At 40.3% G+C, this 19563-nt stretch carries 7 protein-coding genes and 1 tRNA gene; 3 read left to right on the forward strand and 5 right to left on the reverse strand.

Features of this window, described 5'->3' with window-relative positions; translation table 11 throughout:
- Positions 1–249 precede the first annotated feature (249 nt).
- The gene (gene psbX, locus CK510_RS09535) at positions 250–369 is read right to left on the reverse strand and encodes a photosystem II reaction center X protein (protein WP_095721482.1); all 120 of its coding nucleotides are present in this window, start codon (positions 367–369) and stop codon (positions 250–252) included.
- 272 nt (positions 370–641) lie between these two features.
- Between psbX and CK510_RS09540 the strand changes: the two genes are divergently transcribed.
- The gene (locus tag CK510_RS09540; RefSeq protein ID WP_095721483.1) at positions 642–932 is read left to right on the forward strand and encodes a YggT family protein; all 291 of its coding nucleotides are present in this window, start codon (positions 642–644) and stop codon (positions 930–932) included.
- A gap of 718 nt (positions 933–1650) precedes the next feature.
- Here the strand turns inward: CK510_RS09540 and accC are convergent.
- Positions 1651–3003: an acetyl-CoA carboxylase biotin carboxylase subunit gene (gene accC / locus CK510_RS09545; protein WP_095721484.1), complete on the reverse strand. Its 1353-nt coding sequence runs from the start codon at positions 3001–3003 to the stop codon at positions 1651–1653.
- A gap of 426 nt (positions 3004–3429) precedes the next feature.
- Between accC and CK510_RS09550 the strand changes: the two genes are divergently transcribed.
- Both CK510_RS09550 and CK510_RS09555 read left to right on the forward strand, forming a co-directional pair.
- A tRNA-Leu gene (locus CK510_RS09550) sits at positions 3430–3511 on the forward strand.
- A 212-nt stretch (positions 3512–3723) separates the two neighbouring features.
- Positions 3724–4326, forward strand: coding sequence for a chorismate lyase (locus tag CK510_RS09555; RefSeq protein WP_095721485.1), 603 nt, complete (start codon positions 3724–3726; stop codon positions 4324–4326).
- A 23-nt stretch (positions 4327–4349) separates the two neighbouring features.
- Here CK510_RS09555 and CK510_RS09560 read toward each other — a convergent pair whose 3' ends face one another.
- From CK510_RS09560 to CK510_RS09570, 3 genes are all read right to left on the reverse strand, one after another.
- Positions 4350–10310 carry a trifunctional serine/threonine-protein kinase/ATP-binding protein/sensor histidine kinase gene (locus CK510_RS09560; RefSeq protein WP_095721486.1) on the reverse strand — a complete coding sequence of 1987 codons (5961 nt, stop codon included), beginning with the start codon at positions 10308–10310 and terminating at the stop codon, positions 4350–4352.
- A 76-nt stretch (positions 10311–10386) separates the two neighbouring features.
- Positions 10387–15801, reverse strand: coding sequence for a trifunctional serine/threonine-protein kinase/ATP-binding protein/sensor histidine kinase (locus tag CK510_RS09565; RefSeq protein WP_095721487.1), 5415 nt, complete (start codon positions 15799–15801; stop codon positions 10387–10389).
- Between the two features lie 80 nt (positions 15802–15881).
- The coding region (locus CK510_RS09570; RefSeq protein WP_095721488.1) for an ATP-binding sensor histidine kinase at positions 15882–19563 on the reverse strand (3682 nt) is incomplete at its 5' end.

Genomic DNA, 19563 nt, shown 5'->3' on the forward strand with positions numbered 1-19563 from the left:
ATGTTAGCTACTCAGAATAAAAATCTGCTATGTAAATAAGACACATTAACATTAAATATTTAAGCTTGAAAATTAAAGCTCCAAAGCACCGATAAGATGCTTTGAAGCCGCTTACTCAAAGCTAAGACATACGCCTCTGTCCAATTCTTGATAAGTTATCCTTATTTTTGAAGATTTTGCTCAAAATTTCAGAAAATTACACCGAACTCAGAGGCGATCGATTATGAGAGCCGATAAACTCTCAAAATCTTAATCGCGCTGGATTTTATCTTTTTGGCTGACAAAAAGCAATCCTATGGTTGCTGGAATCACGACGATCGCAGTACCCCACAAGAGACTCCAAAGAAAATTTGATAAAGAAGGTGTCATAGTTTTCAACCTTTTTTTTACATACTTATCTACAATTCTAATAGTCTATTACGTCCTTGAGAAGCTGGGAATAGGGATTAGGGAAAAGTAAGAATAATATATACCTTCAAGATGACCAATGACAGATAATTTATTTGCTGCTGGAACCGGACTACAGAAGTGCCCTTCCCAATAATTAGCTTCCTCTGTCCCTATTTCGCTAAAATGATAAAAGCCTTAATAAAGCTTAAAACTTAATTTGTATTGTAAAATTTCACGAAATTCCTAGAATTATGTCATCTGTTGATATTGCAACTTGGATTCTCGCTCCTCTGTTAGGGTTGATGATTTTTCTCTTTATTTTCCGTATCGTTTTAACTTGGTATCCCCAAGTTGATTTAAAGCGCTTCCCCTTTATTCTTGTTGCCCTACCCACGGAAATATTTTTAATTCCGACACGCAAAATTGTTTCCCCCATCGGTGGAGTCGATATTTCCCCCATCATTTGGGTGGGAATTGTCAGCCTAATCCGCGAAATCCTCCTTGGTCAGCAAGGTTTATTAACAATGATGTCGCGATCGTAAATGGGAAAGGGAAAGAATCAGATATAGAACCCCACCCCCTGTCCCCTACCTGACAGGTGTAGGTTTTTTGCTTAGGTGTGAGTGGGGACTCTCAAACGAGGTTTTCACTCTGCTCAAATAACGAAATATCGTTCTTTAGCATAAACCTAAGATAAAAATCCTTAATTCGGAGGTAACGTAAAAAGCCCATTTCAGAGCCTTTAGTAATAAACCTACATCTGTCAGCTGCCCCCTACCCCGCTTGCTGTGCTACGGTGTACACACAAGTCCTATCTGCAAGGGTTTTAAGCTTTCTATACTCTTTCCTCCTCATTCCCAGGCAGAGCCTGGGAATGCCCTCCGAGAGGCTTTGCCTCCAGTCACACCAAGAGTGCGGAGTCTCTGGGGTTGCGTTCCCAGGCTCTGCCTGGGAACGATGAAACCCGCTCTGGGTATACTTGTGCGTACACCGTAGGCTTGCGGTGAGGGGGAAAATCAGGCATTTTCCCTCCTCGCCCCAAATAAAAGAACCCTACCCTAACCCTCCCCTTGGTAAGGGGAGGGAACTGGATTTCTAGTTTCTCCCCTTTGTAAGGGGGGATTGAGGGGGGTAATTCCGAGGTTTCAGGAAAAAAACAGACTTGTGTGTACACCGTAGCCTCGCTATTAGTGAGGGTTAGGGTGAGTTTCTTTTATGCTGGTAGATGAAAAGCCTAGTTTTTATCCCAATCCCCAATTTCTATTTCTGACCTTCATTCATTTCCTGGACAAAGTTGGTATAAACTTTACCTGCTAGGAATTGGGGGGTTTCCATAATTTTTTGGTGAAATCCAATTGTTGTCGGTAATCCAGTAATGGCACATTCGCGCAATGCCCTTTTCATGCGGGTAATTGCGGTTTGACGATCGGGTCCCCAAACAATTAATTTACCAATAAGGGAATCATAGTAAGGTGGAATTTGATAATCGGTGTAAACATGGGAGTCAATTCTGACACCAGGACCACCGGGCGGTAAGTAACCACTAATACGTCCTGGAGCAGGTCGAAAGTCGTGTTCTGGGTCTTCAGCGTTAATTCGACATTCGATCGCATGACCTCGGAGTACTATTTGCTCTTGTGTAAATTTGAGCCGTTCTCCTTGAACTATACGTATTTGCTCAACTACTAAATCAATACCAGTAACCATTTCCGTAACTGGATGTTCTACTTGAATCCGAGTATTCATTTCCATAAAGTAGAAATCTCCAGACTGATCCAAGAGAAATTCAATCGTACCTGCGCCTGTATAGTTAATAAATTGAGCGGCTTTGACGGCAGATTGTCCCATTTTTTCCCGTAATTCGGGGTCAAGGGCTGGACTGGGTGCTTCTTCTAAAAGTTTTTGGTTACGACGTTGAATTGAGCAGTCACGTTCGCCCAGGTGAATCACATTCCCATAATTATCCGCCAAAATTTGAAATTCGATGTGGCGCGGACGTTCAATAAATTTTTCGATATAAACTCCAGAATTGCCAAATGCGGCTCCTGCTTCGCCTTGTGCAGCTTGGAAACACCTAACAAATTCATTTTCGGCACGCACCAAACGCATCCCCCTTCCACCTCCTCCTGCGGTGGCTTTTATCATGACGGGATAGCCCATTTTATTTGCGATCGCTAAACCCTCGGCTTCTGATTCTACTAAGCCATCGCTTCCCGGAACCGTGGGAACACCTGCCCTTTGCATGGTTTCTTTGGCTGTGGCTTTATCCCCCATCAATCTAATGGCTTCTGGGGATGGTCCAATAAATGCAATTTGATGGTCAGCGCATATCTCCGCAAACCGAGCATTCTCCGACAAAAAACCATAGCCAGGGTGAATCGCTGTCGCACCTCGCGTTAATGCTGCTGCAATAATATTAGGAATATTTAAATAACTCTTAGCGCTAGCAGGTTCGCCAATACAAACCGCTTCGTCAGCCAGTTGAACGTGCAGCGCATTCCTGTCAACCGTAGAATGAACGGCAACAGTCGCAATCCCCATCTCCTCACAAGCACGGAGAATGCGAAGCGCAATTTCTCCCCGATTAGCAATTAATATTTTGTCAACCTTCATCTTTTAACTTCAACAATTATTGAATAAATTAATATTTTTCTTGTCACGTTCGCAGCGACTAAAGCCGATCCGATCCTAAATTATGACCAATTATGACCAAAGCAATTTCGGATTTTAGCTCTTCAAGTTAACTTGGATACCAAATTGCTCCCGACATTAGGTTAAACCATCAAATTAAACCATTGATTCCTCCTTGTTTTGCATTCCTTGGGATCGCATCACCTGCTTTTTACTGCCTAAGTATGCTCTGTGATGGACAATAATCAGAGATTTTCCCTATATCTTTTAAATATTGCCTTTTGTTTCTCCAAATTTTTATTGGCGACTTATCCACATTCAAAAAAATCCTGATTCACAACCAAAATATCTACTTTCTGTAGTAATTATATAGATTAATATGCTATATTCTGTTCTTAGAGAAATCTTGCGGGTGTGGCGGAATTGGTATACGCGCACGCTTGAGGTGCGTGTGGGCTTGCCCTTGCGAGTTCGAGTCTCGCCATCCGCATTTTTTGATGTTAAATTTTTCAAATAATTTTTTAGAGGCGTAAATAGTTTACGTCTCTAATTTTTTATGGTAATCAAAGACAAACCATACCGATATATCGCATCCCTAGATTTTGGAATTTCCTACTGAATTTTGCCTTTCACCTTCCCAATTCTGTTGATGCTTTTATTTTTTATGCTTTTATATAGATAGGTGAAGTTTTGTAAATAACCTTGACTGCTACTTTTACTCCAAACAACAATTTGATTCTGCCGACTGGTTGGCATCGTCTTTCTCCAATTTGGCAAGGAGGAGAAGGAGTGGTTCAACAGGGATTGCCACACGCTCAGTTAGCACCTGCTTGGCAGTTATTACTTTTAGGTGACGGTTCACCAACAAGACATTTACAGTTATTGACGGGTGAACCGACGGAAGTCGATGTTATCGACATGTCTTTAATTGGTATGGATTTGGATAATGCCCCAGATTTGATTGACAAAGTACCAGGACCAAGATTACGACGGCAAGTTTGGTTACGTAATGCTTCAGGACAGCGTTTAGCTTATGCGACTTCCTGGTGGGAAGCGAACCATGTGGATGAATATTTACAAAATCGTTCGTTACCAATTTGGGCAAGTTTAGCACGTTTGCGAACTGAGTTGTATCGGGATGTCCAAGGGATTTACCAAGGTACTTCGGCTGCCTTAGAAGAGGGTTTCCAGGAAACTGGACCATTTTGGGGTCGTCATTACCTGTTTTGGCATCACGGGCAGCCTTTAACCCTAATTTATGAGGTTTTTTCGCCTTTCTTAACTAAGTATTTAGGGCAGTTTTGAATTTAGAAGTGAAATGCTCCTGATTAATTTTTGATCGGGAGGAAAATCATAAATTCTGTACCTTCCCCAAAGACAGAGTTAACAGCAATCTCTCCACCATGTTTTTCGGTAACAATTTGATGTGCGATCGCAAGTCCCAATCCAGTACCTTTACTTACTCCTTTAGTAGTAAATAAATGGTCAAATATTTTATGTTTGACTTCTTCACTCATCCCTTTACCATTATCTGCAATTGAGATTTTCACCTGGTTATCTTCAATTGATGTTTTAATGGTAATTTTATTTGGATTTGCTTGAATTTCTGCGAAACTTCGCCCAGTATTTGACTCATCTAAGGCATCAATGGCATTTGCCAGGATATTCATAAATACCTGATTCAATTGCCCAGGAAAGCATTCAATCTGGGGTAAATTACCATACTCTGCTACTACTTCAATAGCTGGGCGTTGTTCGTTAGCTTTGAGGCGATGTTTGAGAATTAAAATTGTACTATCAATACCTTCGTGAATGTTAAATGGCACTTTGTAATCTTGATCGGCACGGGAAAAAGTACGGAGACTGGTGCTGATATTTTTCAGCCGGTCACATGCCATCACGATTGCATCAATAATCTTGGGTAAATCTTCTAAGCTATAATCTAAGTCGATTTCTTCGGCATGGTCGATAATTTCTTCACCTGGATTTGGCAGATTTTCTTGATATAATTTCAGGTGTTCGGTAATATCAGCGACGGTGGGTTTAGCTTGTTTAAGACTTGCAGAAATAAAACCCAAAGGATTATTCATTTCGTGAGCTATTCCAGCAACTAAGTTACCTAAAGCAGACATTTTCTCATTTTGGACTAACTGAAGTTGGGTTTGCTGGAGATGCTGGAGTGTTTGTTCCAGTTGAGTTGCTTGTTTTTGCGTTGCGATTAATAAATCTATTTGCTTGAGCGCAACTCCCATTTGTGCGCCGACTTGCTGGGCAAATTGAATTTCCGATGGTAGCCAGTGACGAGGGCGATCGCATTGGTGGATGCAGAGTAATCCCCACAGTTCGTCATCTTGTATAATCGGTACAACTAATGATGCTTGAATCTGAAATTGCCCTAAAATTTCCCGATGACAATCTAAAATATCAGCTGCTTGCAAATCATTGATGACACCGAAGCGTCCCTGTTTATAGAGGTTGGCATAGTTTTCACCAAAGCAATGATCTTGAATTTTGACTGCTAGAGCAGAAGGGAATGCTGGTAGTACATCTTCAGCTATAAATTCGCCATATTCGTAATTTACGTTTAGATGAAACTGATAGATTCCCACCCGATCAGCATTGAGAATGCGTCGAATATTTTGGGTGACTGTGCAGAAAATAGTATCCAAGTCTAAAGACTTTCGCATCTGGTTAACAACATTAAACAAGGTCTTCTGTTGTTTAAGAGATTGTTTTAGTTGTTGAGCATTTTCTTGAGATTCTTGATAAAGTCGAGCATTTTCTAAGGATATCGCGGCGTGGGAAGAAAGTAGATTGATAACTTGTAGACGTTCGCTAGTAAATACCCCGGTTGTGAGTTGATTTTCTAAGTAGAGAATACCTTGCAAATGCCCTTGATTAATAATTGGTGTACACAATAGACTCTTGGGTTGATGCTCTAACATATATTCCCCAATCACCCCAGGAATATCTGTTTGGCAATTATCTATGACAATTGTTTGTTGAGTATTCTTGACATAATTGATAATTTTTCCGGGAATATCTTGACAAGTATCTACTAATTGTGTATTAAGGATGGTTTGTATTTGAGCTTGATGATTAATCAAGGTAATTGCTCGGACTTGCCAAGTATCTTCTTGGGGGAGAATTAATACAGATTTTTTCGCACCAGAGTTTTCCAGGATAATTTTCGTGAGGTTAGTGATTAATTCGTCTAATTCAATACTACTAGAAATGGCTTGAGCAGCTTTGAGTATGCTTGTAAAATCTAGGGCATCGGAAATGTTTGTACTAGAAGTATGGGTGGATGAAGAAGTCCGTGGAAAGACAACCGTACTGATAGTTTCCCAGGGATTGAGGGTAACTTGTCGCTGTTGCAGGATGGGTTTGAGTAGTTGGGGATAACGTGTTTCTAAGTCGTCGGTTTTGGCTTTCGCTCCCCATTTTGTGTAACAATAGTAGGCTTCCTGCATATAGCCTGCGGCGACTTTCTCTTTAACCCAATCTAGGTAAAATTTGGCAGCCAGTTCGTTAGCTAGAGCTTCATCAAGGATGTAGCCGTTTTCCTGGGCTTTGGCGATCGCCCGATCGAAACATTCCATTGCCGCTAACTTGTTGTCGCAAATATGACATCTGACTGCTTCTACCAGATCGTATTTCTGTTGATAATTCATTGGTGCAGCATCAGCATAGATGCTTAGTTTTTGCTGATTTTCCTCAACCTGGGAGAGCAGTTTCTCTTGTTGGGAGGGATCAGTCGGATAAACTGTGAGACGGATCAATGAGTCATAATAGTAGTAAACAGGAGCAGAGGGCATCCCCATGCCTGCTTGGAGGTATTTTACTCCTGTGTCTGCATCCTGAATCGCCGCAGAAAAATCCCCAAATGAGTAACTAAGTATCAACTTACTCAGAAAAAATAGATGGAGTGCCAATTCATCATTGTCCTTGAGGAGTAGGGATAAGCACTGTTTTTCGTCAGTAACATCATGACCAAGAAATCTGGGGTTTTCGTCAAATTCAGTGAAATTTTTAATAGAATAACGAATGATATGTGCCCAGGATAAAAAATGCTGACTTGTGGCAAATCTGGATTGATAAATTTCCAATTCTTTTAACAAGCTGCCTAAATCCTCTACCCCACTTAGATAGGTGTAAAGTAACCTGAAGGAAGTGGAGACAAGGGCGTGAACTGAATCCCCCGTTTCTAATCCCACCTGATAGGATTTTTTCAGTAAAGCGATGGACTGTCGAATATTTTGTCGATTTGATTGATTGAATGCAGCGACTTTAAACTGAACCATGCTCTGGACAGATTTTTCTGAGAATTGCTCCATAATGCAGAGTGCTAACTGTCCAAATTGATAGCCCGCTTCTAACTGATTCAAGACAATACTGACAACAATGCCAAAATCTGCATACCCTGGTGCAGAGAAGGGCGAATTACCATATTTAAACGACAAATTTAATTGTTCACAGGCAATGCTGGGAAAGAGTTGGGGAGCAGCTTGGTGGATGGATGGGACAAGTCTTATCATAATTCGCAAAGCTGCTAAAGCATTTGCATCCTGCATCTGTGGTAGATTAACTAAGTCTGCGATCGCCACACTCCCTACAGATGTTAGTGTGTTTTCCACCTGTTGCTGCATCTCCAAAGGGGTGACAGACTCAGGCAAAATCACTCCTAATTTCTCCAGGATTTCCCGTCCGCTTTTAATCGCCTCTCTCTGTTGATTTTGTACTTGATATGCCTGGAGTTTGATTTCATATACTTTTACCTGCTCAAGTAAGTTGCTGGTTCGCTGCAATACAATCTCAACCAAAGATTCCATCTGTGGAAAATCACAATTGAGCAATGCCACTTCTGCTGCTTCTTCATGTAAATTGTGCATCAGATCGGCATCAACATCCCAACCTTTTGCAGTTAAAAACTGTATCCCATAATTGAGGTAATGCAGTGCTGTTATGTAAGCCGTTGATTCTTTGGCTTTGCGACCTGCTTTGAGGTTTAATTGAGCATATTGCCGACGCTGGACGGGTAAAGCGATCGGGGAAATGCCACAATTTAACTGATTGACAATCTCAAAAATGCGCTCGTCTTGTCGCGTTTCCTCAGTATTTTGTAACAGCAGTTGTCCAATGGTGAGATGAGTCAGTTGTTTTTGGTCTTCGGGAATTAGAGAATAAGCGGCTTGTTGGACGCGATCGTGTAGAAATTTATATTTGGCTAATAGTTTACTGGGATCATTTTTCATATCCAATTGCTGGTTATCTTCTCCCTGATAAAATTTATAAACCTCACTTTGGGGTAAAATCAAACCTTCTTGCAAGGCTGTCCACAAATCTGTAGCCGTTTCAATTTCCGATTTTTCCGAAACAATTGCCAAAGTTTGTAAATCAAATTGATTGCCAATACAAGCAGCTAATTTTAAAACCTCTTGTGTTGATTCTGGCAACTTTTGTAACTGCAATGCCATCAATTCAACCACATCTGAGGTGAGCGATCGCTGAGTCACTTGTGCAATATTACATTGCCAATAGCCGGACTCAAAGTTAAATTTAATTAGTCCATCTTGATGCAATGCTTTGAGGAATTGGGTGGCAAAAAATGGATTTCCTTGAGTCTTTTGATAGATTAATTGAGAAAAAGAAAATGCCAAACTTTCTGTACATTTTAGTGTATCAGCAACTAATTCATTCACCTTACCTTGATTCAGTGGAGCTAAAGTAATAGTATTAATAGTTGCTGCGGTTTTTTGAATATCACTCAAGGTCAAGATTAAGGGATGGGCTGGAAATACTTCGTTATCACGGTATGCACCAATTAAGAAAAGATGCCCTGTATCAGCTATTAATAGCTGCATTAATTTCAAAGATGCCGAATCAGCCCATTGCAAATCATCTAAAAAAATCACTAAGGGATGTTCTTTAGTTGTGAAAACCTGGACAAACTTCTGGAATAATAAATTAAACCGATTTTGTGCAGCAGAACCTGATAGTTCCTGTGCTGGTGCTTGATTACCAATAATTATTGATAATTCCGGGATGACTTCAATAATTACCTGCCCGTTCTCACCTACAGCCTCTAAAATCTTACTTTTCCATTGCTGGATTTGAGCATCACTTTCTGTTAACAATTGCCCCATTAAATCTCGGAATGCTTGCACAAATGCAGAGAAGGGAATATTCCGATTAAATTGGTCAAATTTGCCTTTGATAAAATAACCGCGTTGACGAACAATGGGTTTATGAACTTCGTTGACAATTGCTGTTTTCCCAATCCCTGAAAAACCAGCTACCAGCATCATTTCGGTTGTCCCCGTACTAACGCGCTCGAATGCTTGGAGTAGGGTTTCTACTTCGGTTTCTCGTCCATAAAGTTTATCGGGGATAATAAAGCTGTCACAAATATCTCTCTTGCCAATTTCAAAATATGTAATTTTCCCAGTCTCTTTTAGTTGATACAAACATTTTTCTAAATCATGCTTTAATCCCAAAGCACTTTGATATCTATCTTCGGCATTTTTTGCCATCAATTTGATGAGGATATCAGAAATGACTTGGGGAATTTCTTTACTATCAGCTAAAACTGGTACTTGTTTCGCAATATGAGAATGTACCAATTCCATCGCATCGTTTGATTGAAACGGTAATTCTCCAGTGAGTAATTCATAGAAAGTTACACCCAGAGAATAAAAATCAGTCCGGTAGTCAATCCCCCGATTCATCCTTCCTGTCTGTTCGGGGGAAATATAAGCCAGTGTCCCTTCTAATACATTAAGACTGATGAGGGTTTGGGTTTCTCGTGCTAACAAAGAGGCAATGCTAAAGTCAATTAGCTTTACTTGTTTTGTTTCTAGGTGAATTAAAATATTGCTGGGTTTAATATCTTTATGAATAATTCTTTGACGGTAGAGAATATCTAAGGTGTCGCACAGGGATATTGCTATTTGTAAAAATTCATCTAGAGATGCGATGTTATTATTGTTGGCAAAATAATCCTTGAGGGAAATTCCCCCAAAGTCTTCCATCACCAATATATAACCATTCTGGTATGGTTCTAGGCTATAGGTTTGGATGATTCCGGGAGTGTTGAGATTTTTGGCTATGGTGTATTGATTGCGAAATTGTAATAATTCCGAGAAGCTGGGATAAGGATTTTTCAGCAGTTTAATCACTACAGGTTTTTGATCAACCTCTCGAACTGCTCGATAAACTAGGGTTCTGGAACCGTTGTAGAGTTCTTCGCTGACTTGATATCCGGGAATACTGACTTGAGTGCTAATCATACTGCGTTTATCCTTAGTGCTTTCACATTTAGTATTCCCCTACGAGGTATAATCATTTGCCAAAGAGCAAAAATATTTACAGTGGAATCTGAATCACAAACTCAGTACCCTTTCCTGGAGCCGAAATGCAGTTTAACTGACCTCCATGTTGTTCTACGACAATCGAATAGCTAATTGACAATCCTAAACCTGTGCCACTACCTACAGGCTTTGTAGTAAAAAATGGTTCAAATATCTTATTTCGTACTGATTCGTTCATCCCCATCCCATTGTCGATAATGCGGATCGCCACATATTTTTGCTCTGGAATTTCAGTACGAATTGTAATAGTCGATTTGTGATTTATATCTAATTCTTTTAGGGCATCAATAGCATTGCTAAGAATATTCATAAATACCTGATTTAAAGCAGATGGATAACAATTAACTAAAGGTATTTTGCTGTATTCTTTAATGAGTGAAATCTCTGTGTTTTTGCTACTATTTTTGAGCCGATGCTGTAAAATTAACAGCGTGCTATCAATACCTCCATGAATATCTACTGGTTTGATTTCGGCTTCATCTAAACGGGAAAAATTACGCAGTGAGAGAACAATTTGGCGGATGCGGTCTGCTCCTAATTTCATCGATTTCAGCAGATTTTGTAAATCATTCACCAAAAAATCTAGTTCCACATCAGCAATTTTTTCTTCAATTTCTGGTATTGGTTGCGGATAGTTTTTCTGGTATAAATGATTTAATTCAATTAATGATGTCACGTATTCACTTGCGGGTTTGAGGTTGCCATAAATGAAATTAATCGGATTATTAATTTCGTGAGCAATACCAGCAACTAATTGTCCCAAACCGGACATTTTTTCCGCTTGAATTAGTTGGGATTGAGTGCGTTGCAGTTCTTGCAAAGTTGATTCTAGCTGCGTTGCTTTTTGTGTGAGTTCTTGGGTGCGTTCAGATACTTTTTGCTCTAATTGGCAATACATCTGGGCATTTTCGAGGGAAATAGCGGCTTGGGCTGTGAGGAGTTGAATCACTTGCAGGCGATCGCTAGTAAATGCACCCACAGTTAAGTTATTTTCTAAGTACAGGATGCCAATTAGTTTCCCTTGCTGGCGAATGGGAGTACATAACACGGATTTGGGTTGGTGGCTAATAATATAGCGATCGCCTGCAAATTGTACTGAATCACTTAAATTATCAAAAACAGCCACCTCTGGCGATCGCGTCACCGCGTAAATAACACTTTGGGGAATCTCCTGACACTGTTCTAGGGGAATTTCTAAGCTTTTTGTCTGCTCTGAATCGGCTTGAGCAACCACTAACCATTGTTCCTGTTGGCGGAGAATTAAATAACCAATTTGCGCTCCCCCAGTGGCGATCGCAATCTGCATTAAAGTAGCTAACAGTTTTTCTAACTCAATTTCTTGTGAGATTGCTTGTGCTGCTTTCATTACCGCCGGAAAATCTAACCATAAATTCTGGCTGCTACTGACGTTAGTTAAACTTCTCATCAGGGTTGGGGCAATGGTTCCCTCATAGTTGATGGCAAGTGTAGGAGGTTGGAGAATCGCCCCTAGTAGTTGGGGATAGTTTTGCTCTAAATGGGTGATTTTGGCTTTTGCACCCCATTTGGCATAGCAGTAGTAAGCTTCCTGCATATAGCCTGCGGCGACTTTCTCTTTACCCCAATCTAGGTAAAATTTAGCTGCTAGTTCGTTGGCTAATGCTTGTTCTTGAATATAGCCGTTTTCTTTTGCTCCAGAAATGGCGCGATCGTAGAGTGCGATCGCCTCTATCTTTACTCCCGTTAATTGTAAAATTTCCGCTTGAATTAATTCATATTTATGCAAAAAATTGGTTGGACAGGCTTCTGACCATTTTTGCAGTTGAGCCTGATTTTTATACACTTTTTCTAAGTAACTTGATTGTTCTTCGGTGGATAATGCTTCTCGACAGATTGCAATCAAATTTAGAGAGGTGGAAAAATTATGTTCGGCAACAGAGTAATTTCCGACAATGAATGTCAGATATTGTTCAGCCTCCTGAGCAGACTCTAAGCCTAATTGAAAATCGCCATAGAGATAGTAAACTTTAGATTTAATAATTAAATATGTTCCGAGCCAACTTGAGCTACCGTTAACTTTACTTGTTTTTAGATAAATTTCTTCATCTAAAACAGCATTAGCAAAATGATGCCGATCATTTGTTTTGCCAGATAAATTTAGGCTGATAATTTCACAAGCAGTAATGCCATCAATAGCCCATTGATTCTGAGTTTTATGGGCAAATTGCAAAAGAGGTGAAATTTCATCTAACAAGGATTCTAAATTGGTGCCGACAAAAAATAGATGCAAAGTTTTGAATATCAAGCTATAGCCAGCAAATTGGATATCGCCGCATTCTAGCCCAACTTGGTATCCTTCATTCAGGGTTGTATCACTTTCTTTGAGATGCTTAACCCAATGATTTAAGTAACCGCCAACGATAACACAAACCTGGCATTTCTGAGATGGGTTATTGAGTTGATCGCTGAGATTAAGCGCTAGGCTACCAAACTCTAAGCCATTGTAGTATTCCTCAAACATTGCACCCCTCAATAACCCATAAGTCGAAAAGCCCTTAGGTGATTCCGGGGCATTACCATACTGGAGTGATAAGTTAACAGAACGTGCAACAATCACTGAATAGAGTGGTAGATCGACAAAGTATGCCGGGGGGTCAATATTTTTGAGAACTTCAATGGCAACTTTTTTCTCGATCACCTGAATGCGATCGCCATCAATCAGTGAGGAAATTTCCCGGCTGCCTAATTTTTCCTGCACTTGTTCAAACTCAACATTGAGTGCAGCTTGTAAATCTGATTCAGGTAGTACTTCGCCCAATAATGAAAGCGCTTTTCTACCGATTTCAATCGCTTGATGATAATCGGCGCTGAACGTGTATCGGATAATTAGTAAGTTATATAATCTTGCCTGATCGACTGGAACGGCGACTTTTTTTAATGCCCGATCAACCAAGATGTCAGACTGTTCAAAATTGCCATTGAGAAATTCAACTTCGGCAAGCTGTTGATATAAATCAAAGGTGAGAGAATAGCGATCCTCCCAGGAGGTTGGCGAAAGGAGTTCAATTCCGGCTTGAAAATATTGAGCAGATGCGGTGTAAGCAGTAGCTTGTTTAGCCTTCCGTCCTGCGAGCAGATTAAGTTTCGCAACTTGTTCTTGCTCAGTAGAATCGGAAATTAAGGTGATGCCAATATTAATTTGATTGAGAATTTCAAAAATATTTTCTTGTTGTTGATTGTCTATTATACTGTCTCTAAGAAGCCGTCCAATTTTTAGGTGGGTGATTTGTTTGCGATCTTCGGCGATCAGAGAGTAAGCTGCTTGCTGGACGCGATCGTGTAAAAATTTATATTGAGCGATCTGAGCATCTGCTCCGATATTGGCTGTAATTTCTCCAACATAAAGCTTGTAAATTTGACTTTGTGGCAACACCAATCCTTCTTGTAAAGCCGCCCACAATGCCGCAGCAATGTCGATTGTAGATTGTTCTGCCGCGATTGGCTCCGCCAGTGCCCCTTGGGCAATCGCCAATGTATTTAAATCAAACTGGTTGCCAATACAAGCTGCCAATTTCAGGATATTTTGGGTGGCTTCTGGTAACTTTTGCAACTGAGTTGCCATAAACTCCACCACATCATCCGTCAGTGCTGCTTCCCGCACCCCCACAATATCACATTGCCAATGTCCAGCTTGGCGATCAAAGGTAATTAGTTCATCTTGATGCAGCGCCTTGAGAAACTGAGTAGTAAAAAAGGGATTACCTTGGGTTTTTTGATGCACCAATTCCGTTAACGGTTGTGCTAGGGTAAACCCACAATTAAGTGTATCCGCTAGCAATTGATTGAGACTGTTTTGGTTTAAGGGTTTGAGGGTGATGGTATTCACCGTTGTCCCAGTTTTGGCGATCGCATCCAAAGTCAGCATGAATGGATGTGCAGCAAAAACCTCATTATCTCGGTAAGCACCAATCATCAGTAAATACCCTGTCGCTGATTCTATCATCAGCAGTTGAATCAGATTCAGTGAAGCAGAATCTGCCCACTGCAAATCATCTAAAAACATCACCAAGGGATGTTCCGGCTGGGTAAAAACTTGAATGAACTTTTGAAATAGTAAATTAAACCGATTCTGGGCGGCGCTCCCGGATAGTTCTGCTGCTGGTGGTTGCACGCCAATGATGTGTTCTAATTCCGGAATCACATCAATGATCACTTGTCCGCTCTCCCCGACAGCCTGTAAAATTTTGTTTTTCCAACTTGACAAATGAACATCACTTTCGCTCAACAATTGCCCCATCAAGTCGCGGAAAGCTTGCACAAATGCCGAAAAAGGAATATTGCGATTAAATTGGTCAAACTTGCCTTTGATAAAATAGCCCCGTTGCTGAACAATCGGCTTGTGAACTTGATTGACGATCGCAGTTTTGCCAATTCCAGAAAACCCTGCAACCAACATCATTTCGCTCTTCCCTTGAGAAACTCGTCCAAATGCAGCTAATAATTGCTCAACCTCAGTTTCTCGACCGTATAATTTTTCGGGGATGATGAAGCGATCGCACACATCACGTTGTGCAATTGGGAAGGTTTCAATGTTGCCAGTTTCCTGTAGTTGAACCAGGCATTCTTCTAAATCATATTTCAAACCCAATGCACTTTGATAGCGGTCTTCGGCATTTTTTGCCATCAATTTATTGACAATTTCTGAGAGTATAGATGGAATTGCTGAATTAATTTCATGTACTAAGGGTGCTGTTTTCGCAATATGACAATGTACCAATTCCATCGGATCATTTGACTGAAATGGTAATTCTCTTGTAAGTAATTCGTAGAAAGTTACACCCAAAGAATAAAAATCTGTGCGGTAGTCAATCCCCCGATTCATCCGTCCAGTTTGTTCTGGAGATATATAACTTAAAGTTCCTTCCAACACATTGCGATTGATTAGGGTTTGGGTTTCTCGTGGTAGCAGAGATGCAATACTAAAGTCTATTAATTTAATTTGTTTTGTTTCAGGATTAATTAATATATTGGCAGGTTTGATGTCTTTATGAATAATCCGCTCTCGATAGAGTATATCTAAGGTGTCGCAGAGTGCGATCGCTATATGTAAAAATTCTTGTAGAGACATTACATATAACGTCTCTTTCAGGGAAATCCCCCCAAAATCTTCCATCACCAAAGCATAGCCATTTTGATAAGGTTCTAGGCTATAGGTTTGGATGATTAGGGGTGAGTTGAGATTTTTGGCGATGGTGTACTGATTGCGAAACTGCACCAGTTCAGAGAAACTGGGATAAGGATTTTTTAGCAGTTTAACGACCACAGGTTTTTGGTCAATCTCTCGAACTGCTCGATAAACTAGGGTTCTGGAACCGTTGTAGAGTTCTGCGTTAACTTGATATTCGGGAATACTGACTTGGGTGCTAATCATACTGTGTTCATCCTTGAGAATTTTGCGCCTACTTAGTATTCCCAGATGCACGCATAAATTTACTTCAAGAGTAGAAATATTTACATTGGTATCTCAATCGCAAACTCCGTACCCTCACCCAAAACAGAATGAACACTCAACTTTCCACCGTGGGTTGATTCGACAATCTGCTTTGCGATCGCCAACCCCAACCCCGTACCGTTACCTACTCCTTTAGTAGTAAATAAATGGTCAAATATTTTTTGTTTTACCGATTCACTCATCCCTTTACCATTATCCGCAATTGAGATTTTTACGTGATTATCTTTCACAAATGTTTTCACTGTAATTTTGTTAGGATTTGCTTTGATTTCTTCAAAACTAAGTCCACTATTTGATTCATCAAGAGCATCAATGGCATTGGCTAGAATGTTCATAAATACCTGATTTAATTGCCCAGGGAAACATTCAACTTGAGGTAAATTACCGTAATTTGTATTTACTTCAATGGCTGGGCGTTGTTCGTTAGCTTTCAGGCGATGTTTAAGAATTAAAATTGTGCTGTCAATGCCTTCATGGATTTTAAATGGCACTTTATAATCTCGATCTTCACGGGAGAAAGTACGTAAACTGGTGCTGATGTTTTTTAGGCGATCGCAAGCCATCACCATTGAATCAATCATCTTGGGTAAGTCTTCTAAACTATAATCCAAGTCAATTTCTTCGGCGTGTTCTTCGATTTCATCACTTGGATTTGGTAAACTTTCTTGATAGAGTTTCAAGTGCTCAACAATATCAGCAAGAGTAGGTTTAGCTTGTTTGAGACTAGCAGCAATGAAGCCCAAAGGATTATTCATTTCATGTGCTACCCCAGCGACTAAATTGCCGAGTGCTGACATCTTTTCACTTTGGACGATTTGTAATTGAGCCTGTTGTAAATCTTGTAATGCTTGTTGCGATTGCTGATAAAGTCGAGCATTTTCTAGAGAGATTGCGGCTTGGGAAGAAAGTAGATTGATAACTTGTAGACGTTCGTTAGTAAATACTCCCGTTGTTAATTGATTTTCTAGATAGAGAATCCCGGCTAAATGTCCTTGATTAATAATTGGGGTACATAAAATACTCTTGGGTTGATGCTCTAGCATATATTCCCCAATTACCCCAGGAATATCTGTTTGGCAATTATCTATGACAATTGTTTCTTGAGTATTTTTAACGTAATTGATAATTTTTCTGGGGATATCTTGACAAGTATCTAGTAATTGTGGTTCAAGGATGGTTTGTATTTGAGATTGCGAATTATTTTGATTCAACAACGTAATTGCTTTAACTTGCCAAGTATTTTCTTGGGGAAGAATTAATACAGATTTTTTCGCACCGGAGTTTTCCAGGATAATTTGGGTGAGACTGGTGAGGAGTTCATCTAACTCAATACTGCTAGAAATTGATTGAGCGGCTTTGAGAATGGAAGTAAAATCCAGAGCATCAGAAATACTGGTGCTAGAAGTGGTGGAAGTTTGAGTAGATAAAGATGACGAACTGCGGGTAATATTCGCAATGGTTTCGAGGGGATTAAAGCTGAATTTTTGTTGATGTAGGATGGATTTGAGAAGTTGAGGATAGCGTTTTTCTAAGTTATCGGTTTTGGCTTTGGCTCCCCATTTGACATAGCAGTAGTAAGCTTCTTGCATATAACCTGCGGCGACTTTTTCTTTGCCCCAATTGAGATAGAATTTGGCGGCGAGTTCATTAGCGAGGGCTTCTTCATAGCCGTAACCTTGATGTTTAGCTTGAGCAATGGCTTGTTCGTAAAAATCGAGTGCCTCTGCTTTTTGTCCCTTTAGCCGTGCTTTTTCTGCTTGTATTAGCAGACACTTGTGGAGAATATTTTCTGGACAGGCTGTTGCCCAATTGTTTAAGCGTTCCTCTAGGGGAATGAGCGCTTGCCAATGGAACTGACGCTCTTGTTCATCGCTAGCAATTTCAGCTAGAGACAGATGCATTAATGCTACATAAAATACACTAGAAGGGACTTTAGCATGACTGGAAATGGTGTTTTCAATTATACTCAATTGGGGAATTAAATCTGGGTATGCGGCTTTGTTGTCAAATAAATAGGCATGACGAATTTTGACAGAATATAACCAAGCCAGATGATAAGGGGTATTGCCATATTTTTGTAAAAACTCAGCTTCACTAAAACTTTCGTCATCAAAGCTAAAGGGGGTTTTTGTTAAACCAAGAAGATTGCGAATTGGTTGAATAACTCCGACTATTAAAGCGTCTAAATTCTCTAAACTTTTGATGTGACGGAGAAAATCTGCATGGGCTTGAGCGATCGCATATAGTTCATCCAGATTTTTACCATAAGTGAGGCGATCTGAACCACTTTGCATCATCATAAAGCCAACAGTCAACCAGTTGCCTGCTTCCATGCCATACTTGTAAGCGTTGTCATAGTATGTATTTGCTTCTCTAATTGGATGACTCCAGCTATGCACATCAGCAGCAAAGATAAAATTAGTCATTCCCCGAACATCTGCATTATCAAACTGTTCGCAAAGCTGCACTGCCATTTCTCCAAACTGATAACCTGTTCCCAAGTCTTTGAGGATGGCATTGGCAATTAAGGCATAGCCGGCATAGCTAAAGGGAGACATATCGCTGTTACCATAATGCAAAGATAAAGTGGTCATCTTGGCGAGTACAAGTAATCCTAAAGTAGGTTGACCATCAAGCCATGCAGCATAGAAGAGAATTTGTAAAATTCGCAACATTTCTGCAATACTGGCATCTGACATTTTGGGAAGATTGAGAATGGATTCAACAGTCTGTTGCTCTAAAAATCTGTTAACTATGGCGATTTCTTCGTCCAGACTTTTTTGAATCAACTCTTGTTCTTTTGGTAGTTCCCAGTCGAGTAGTTGTAAACTCTGGCGTTGCATGGCGATCGCTTCCGCATTACGTCCCTGAAGCTGATATTTAGTCATCTGCACGCGATAAATTACCGCTTTGTCCAGGGGTGTTTGAGCATGGCTCAGTGCTTCCCCATAAAGAACTTCGGCTCTGTCAAAATTACCACACAGATAAGCTGCTTCTGAGCAATCGCGGTGCAAACTGTACGTTAGTTCATAGTCAGTCTGCCAAGCGGTTGCAGGTAATAAATCAATCCCAGTAGTACAATAGCTCTGGGATGCTTGATAAGCTGCCGAAAGTTTTGCCTTTTGTCCTGCTTGCAGGTTTAAGCAAGCCAGTTGTTTTTTCTGCTCATCAATGGCGATGCTGGAAAGGGAGTCATCTTCAGCGATCGCACCAAGTCCTAGATTCAGTTGGTTTACTAGGTCAAAAATTCGTTCTTGTTGTTCCTGCTGGGATAACCCTTGCAATAACAATTGACCAATCTGCAAATGTGTCTTTTGTTTTTCAGCTTCTGGTATTAGGGAATAAGCTGCTTGTTGAACGCGATCGTGCAAAAACTTATAATTAACAACTTGAGAAACTTCTGCTCCCTTGATTTGTTCTTCAATTCCTAAATAGAACTTATAAACCTCGCTTTGTGGCAATATAAATCCTTCTTGTAAAGCTTTCCACAAAGCAGTAGAAGTTTCCATTTCTGATTGTTCGGAAACAATCGCCAAGGTATGCAAATCAAATTGATTACCAATACAAGCCGCCAATTTTAAAATATTCTGGGTTGTTGCTGGCAACTTCTGCAACTGTAATGCCATAAATTCTACGACATCATCAGTAAAGGCTGTTTCTTTGACCTTGATAATATCACAC

Origin of the sequence: Brunnivagina elsteri CCALA 953 (assembly GCF_002289455.1) — a bacterium.
GTDB classification, from domain to species: Bacteria; Cyanobacteriota; Cyanobacteriia; order Cyanobacteriales; family Nostocaceae; genus Brunnivagina; species Brunnivagina elsteri.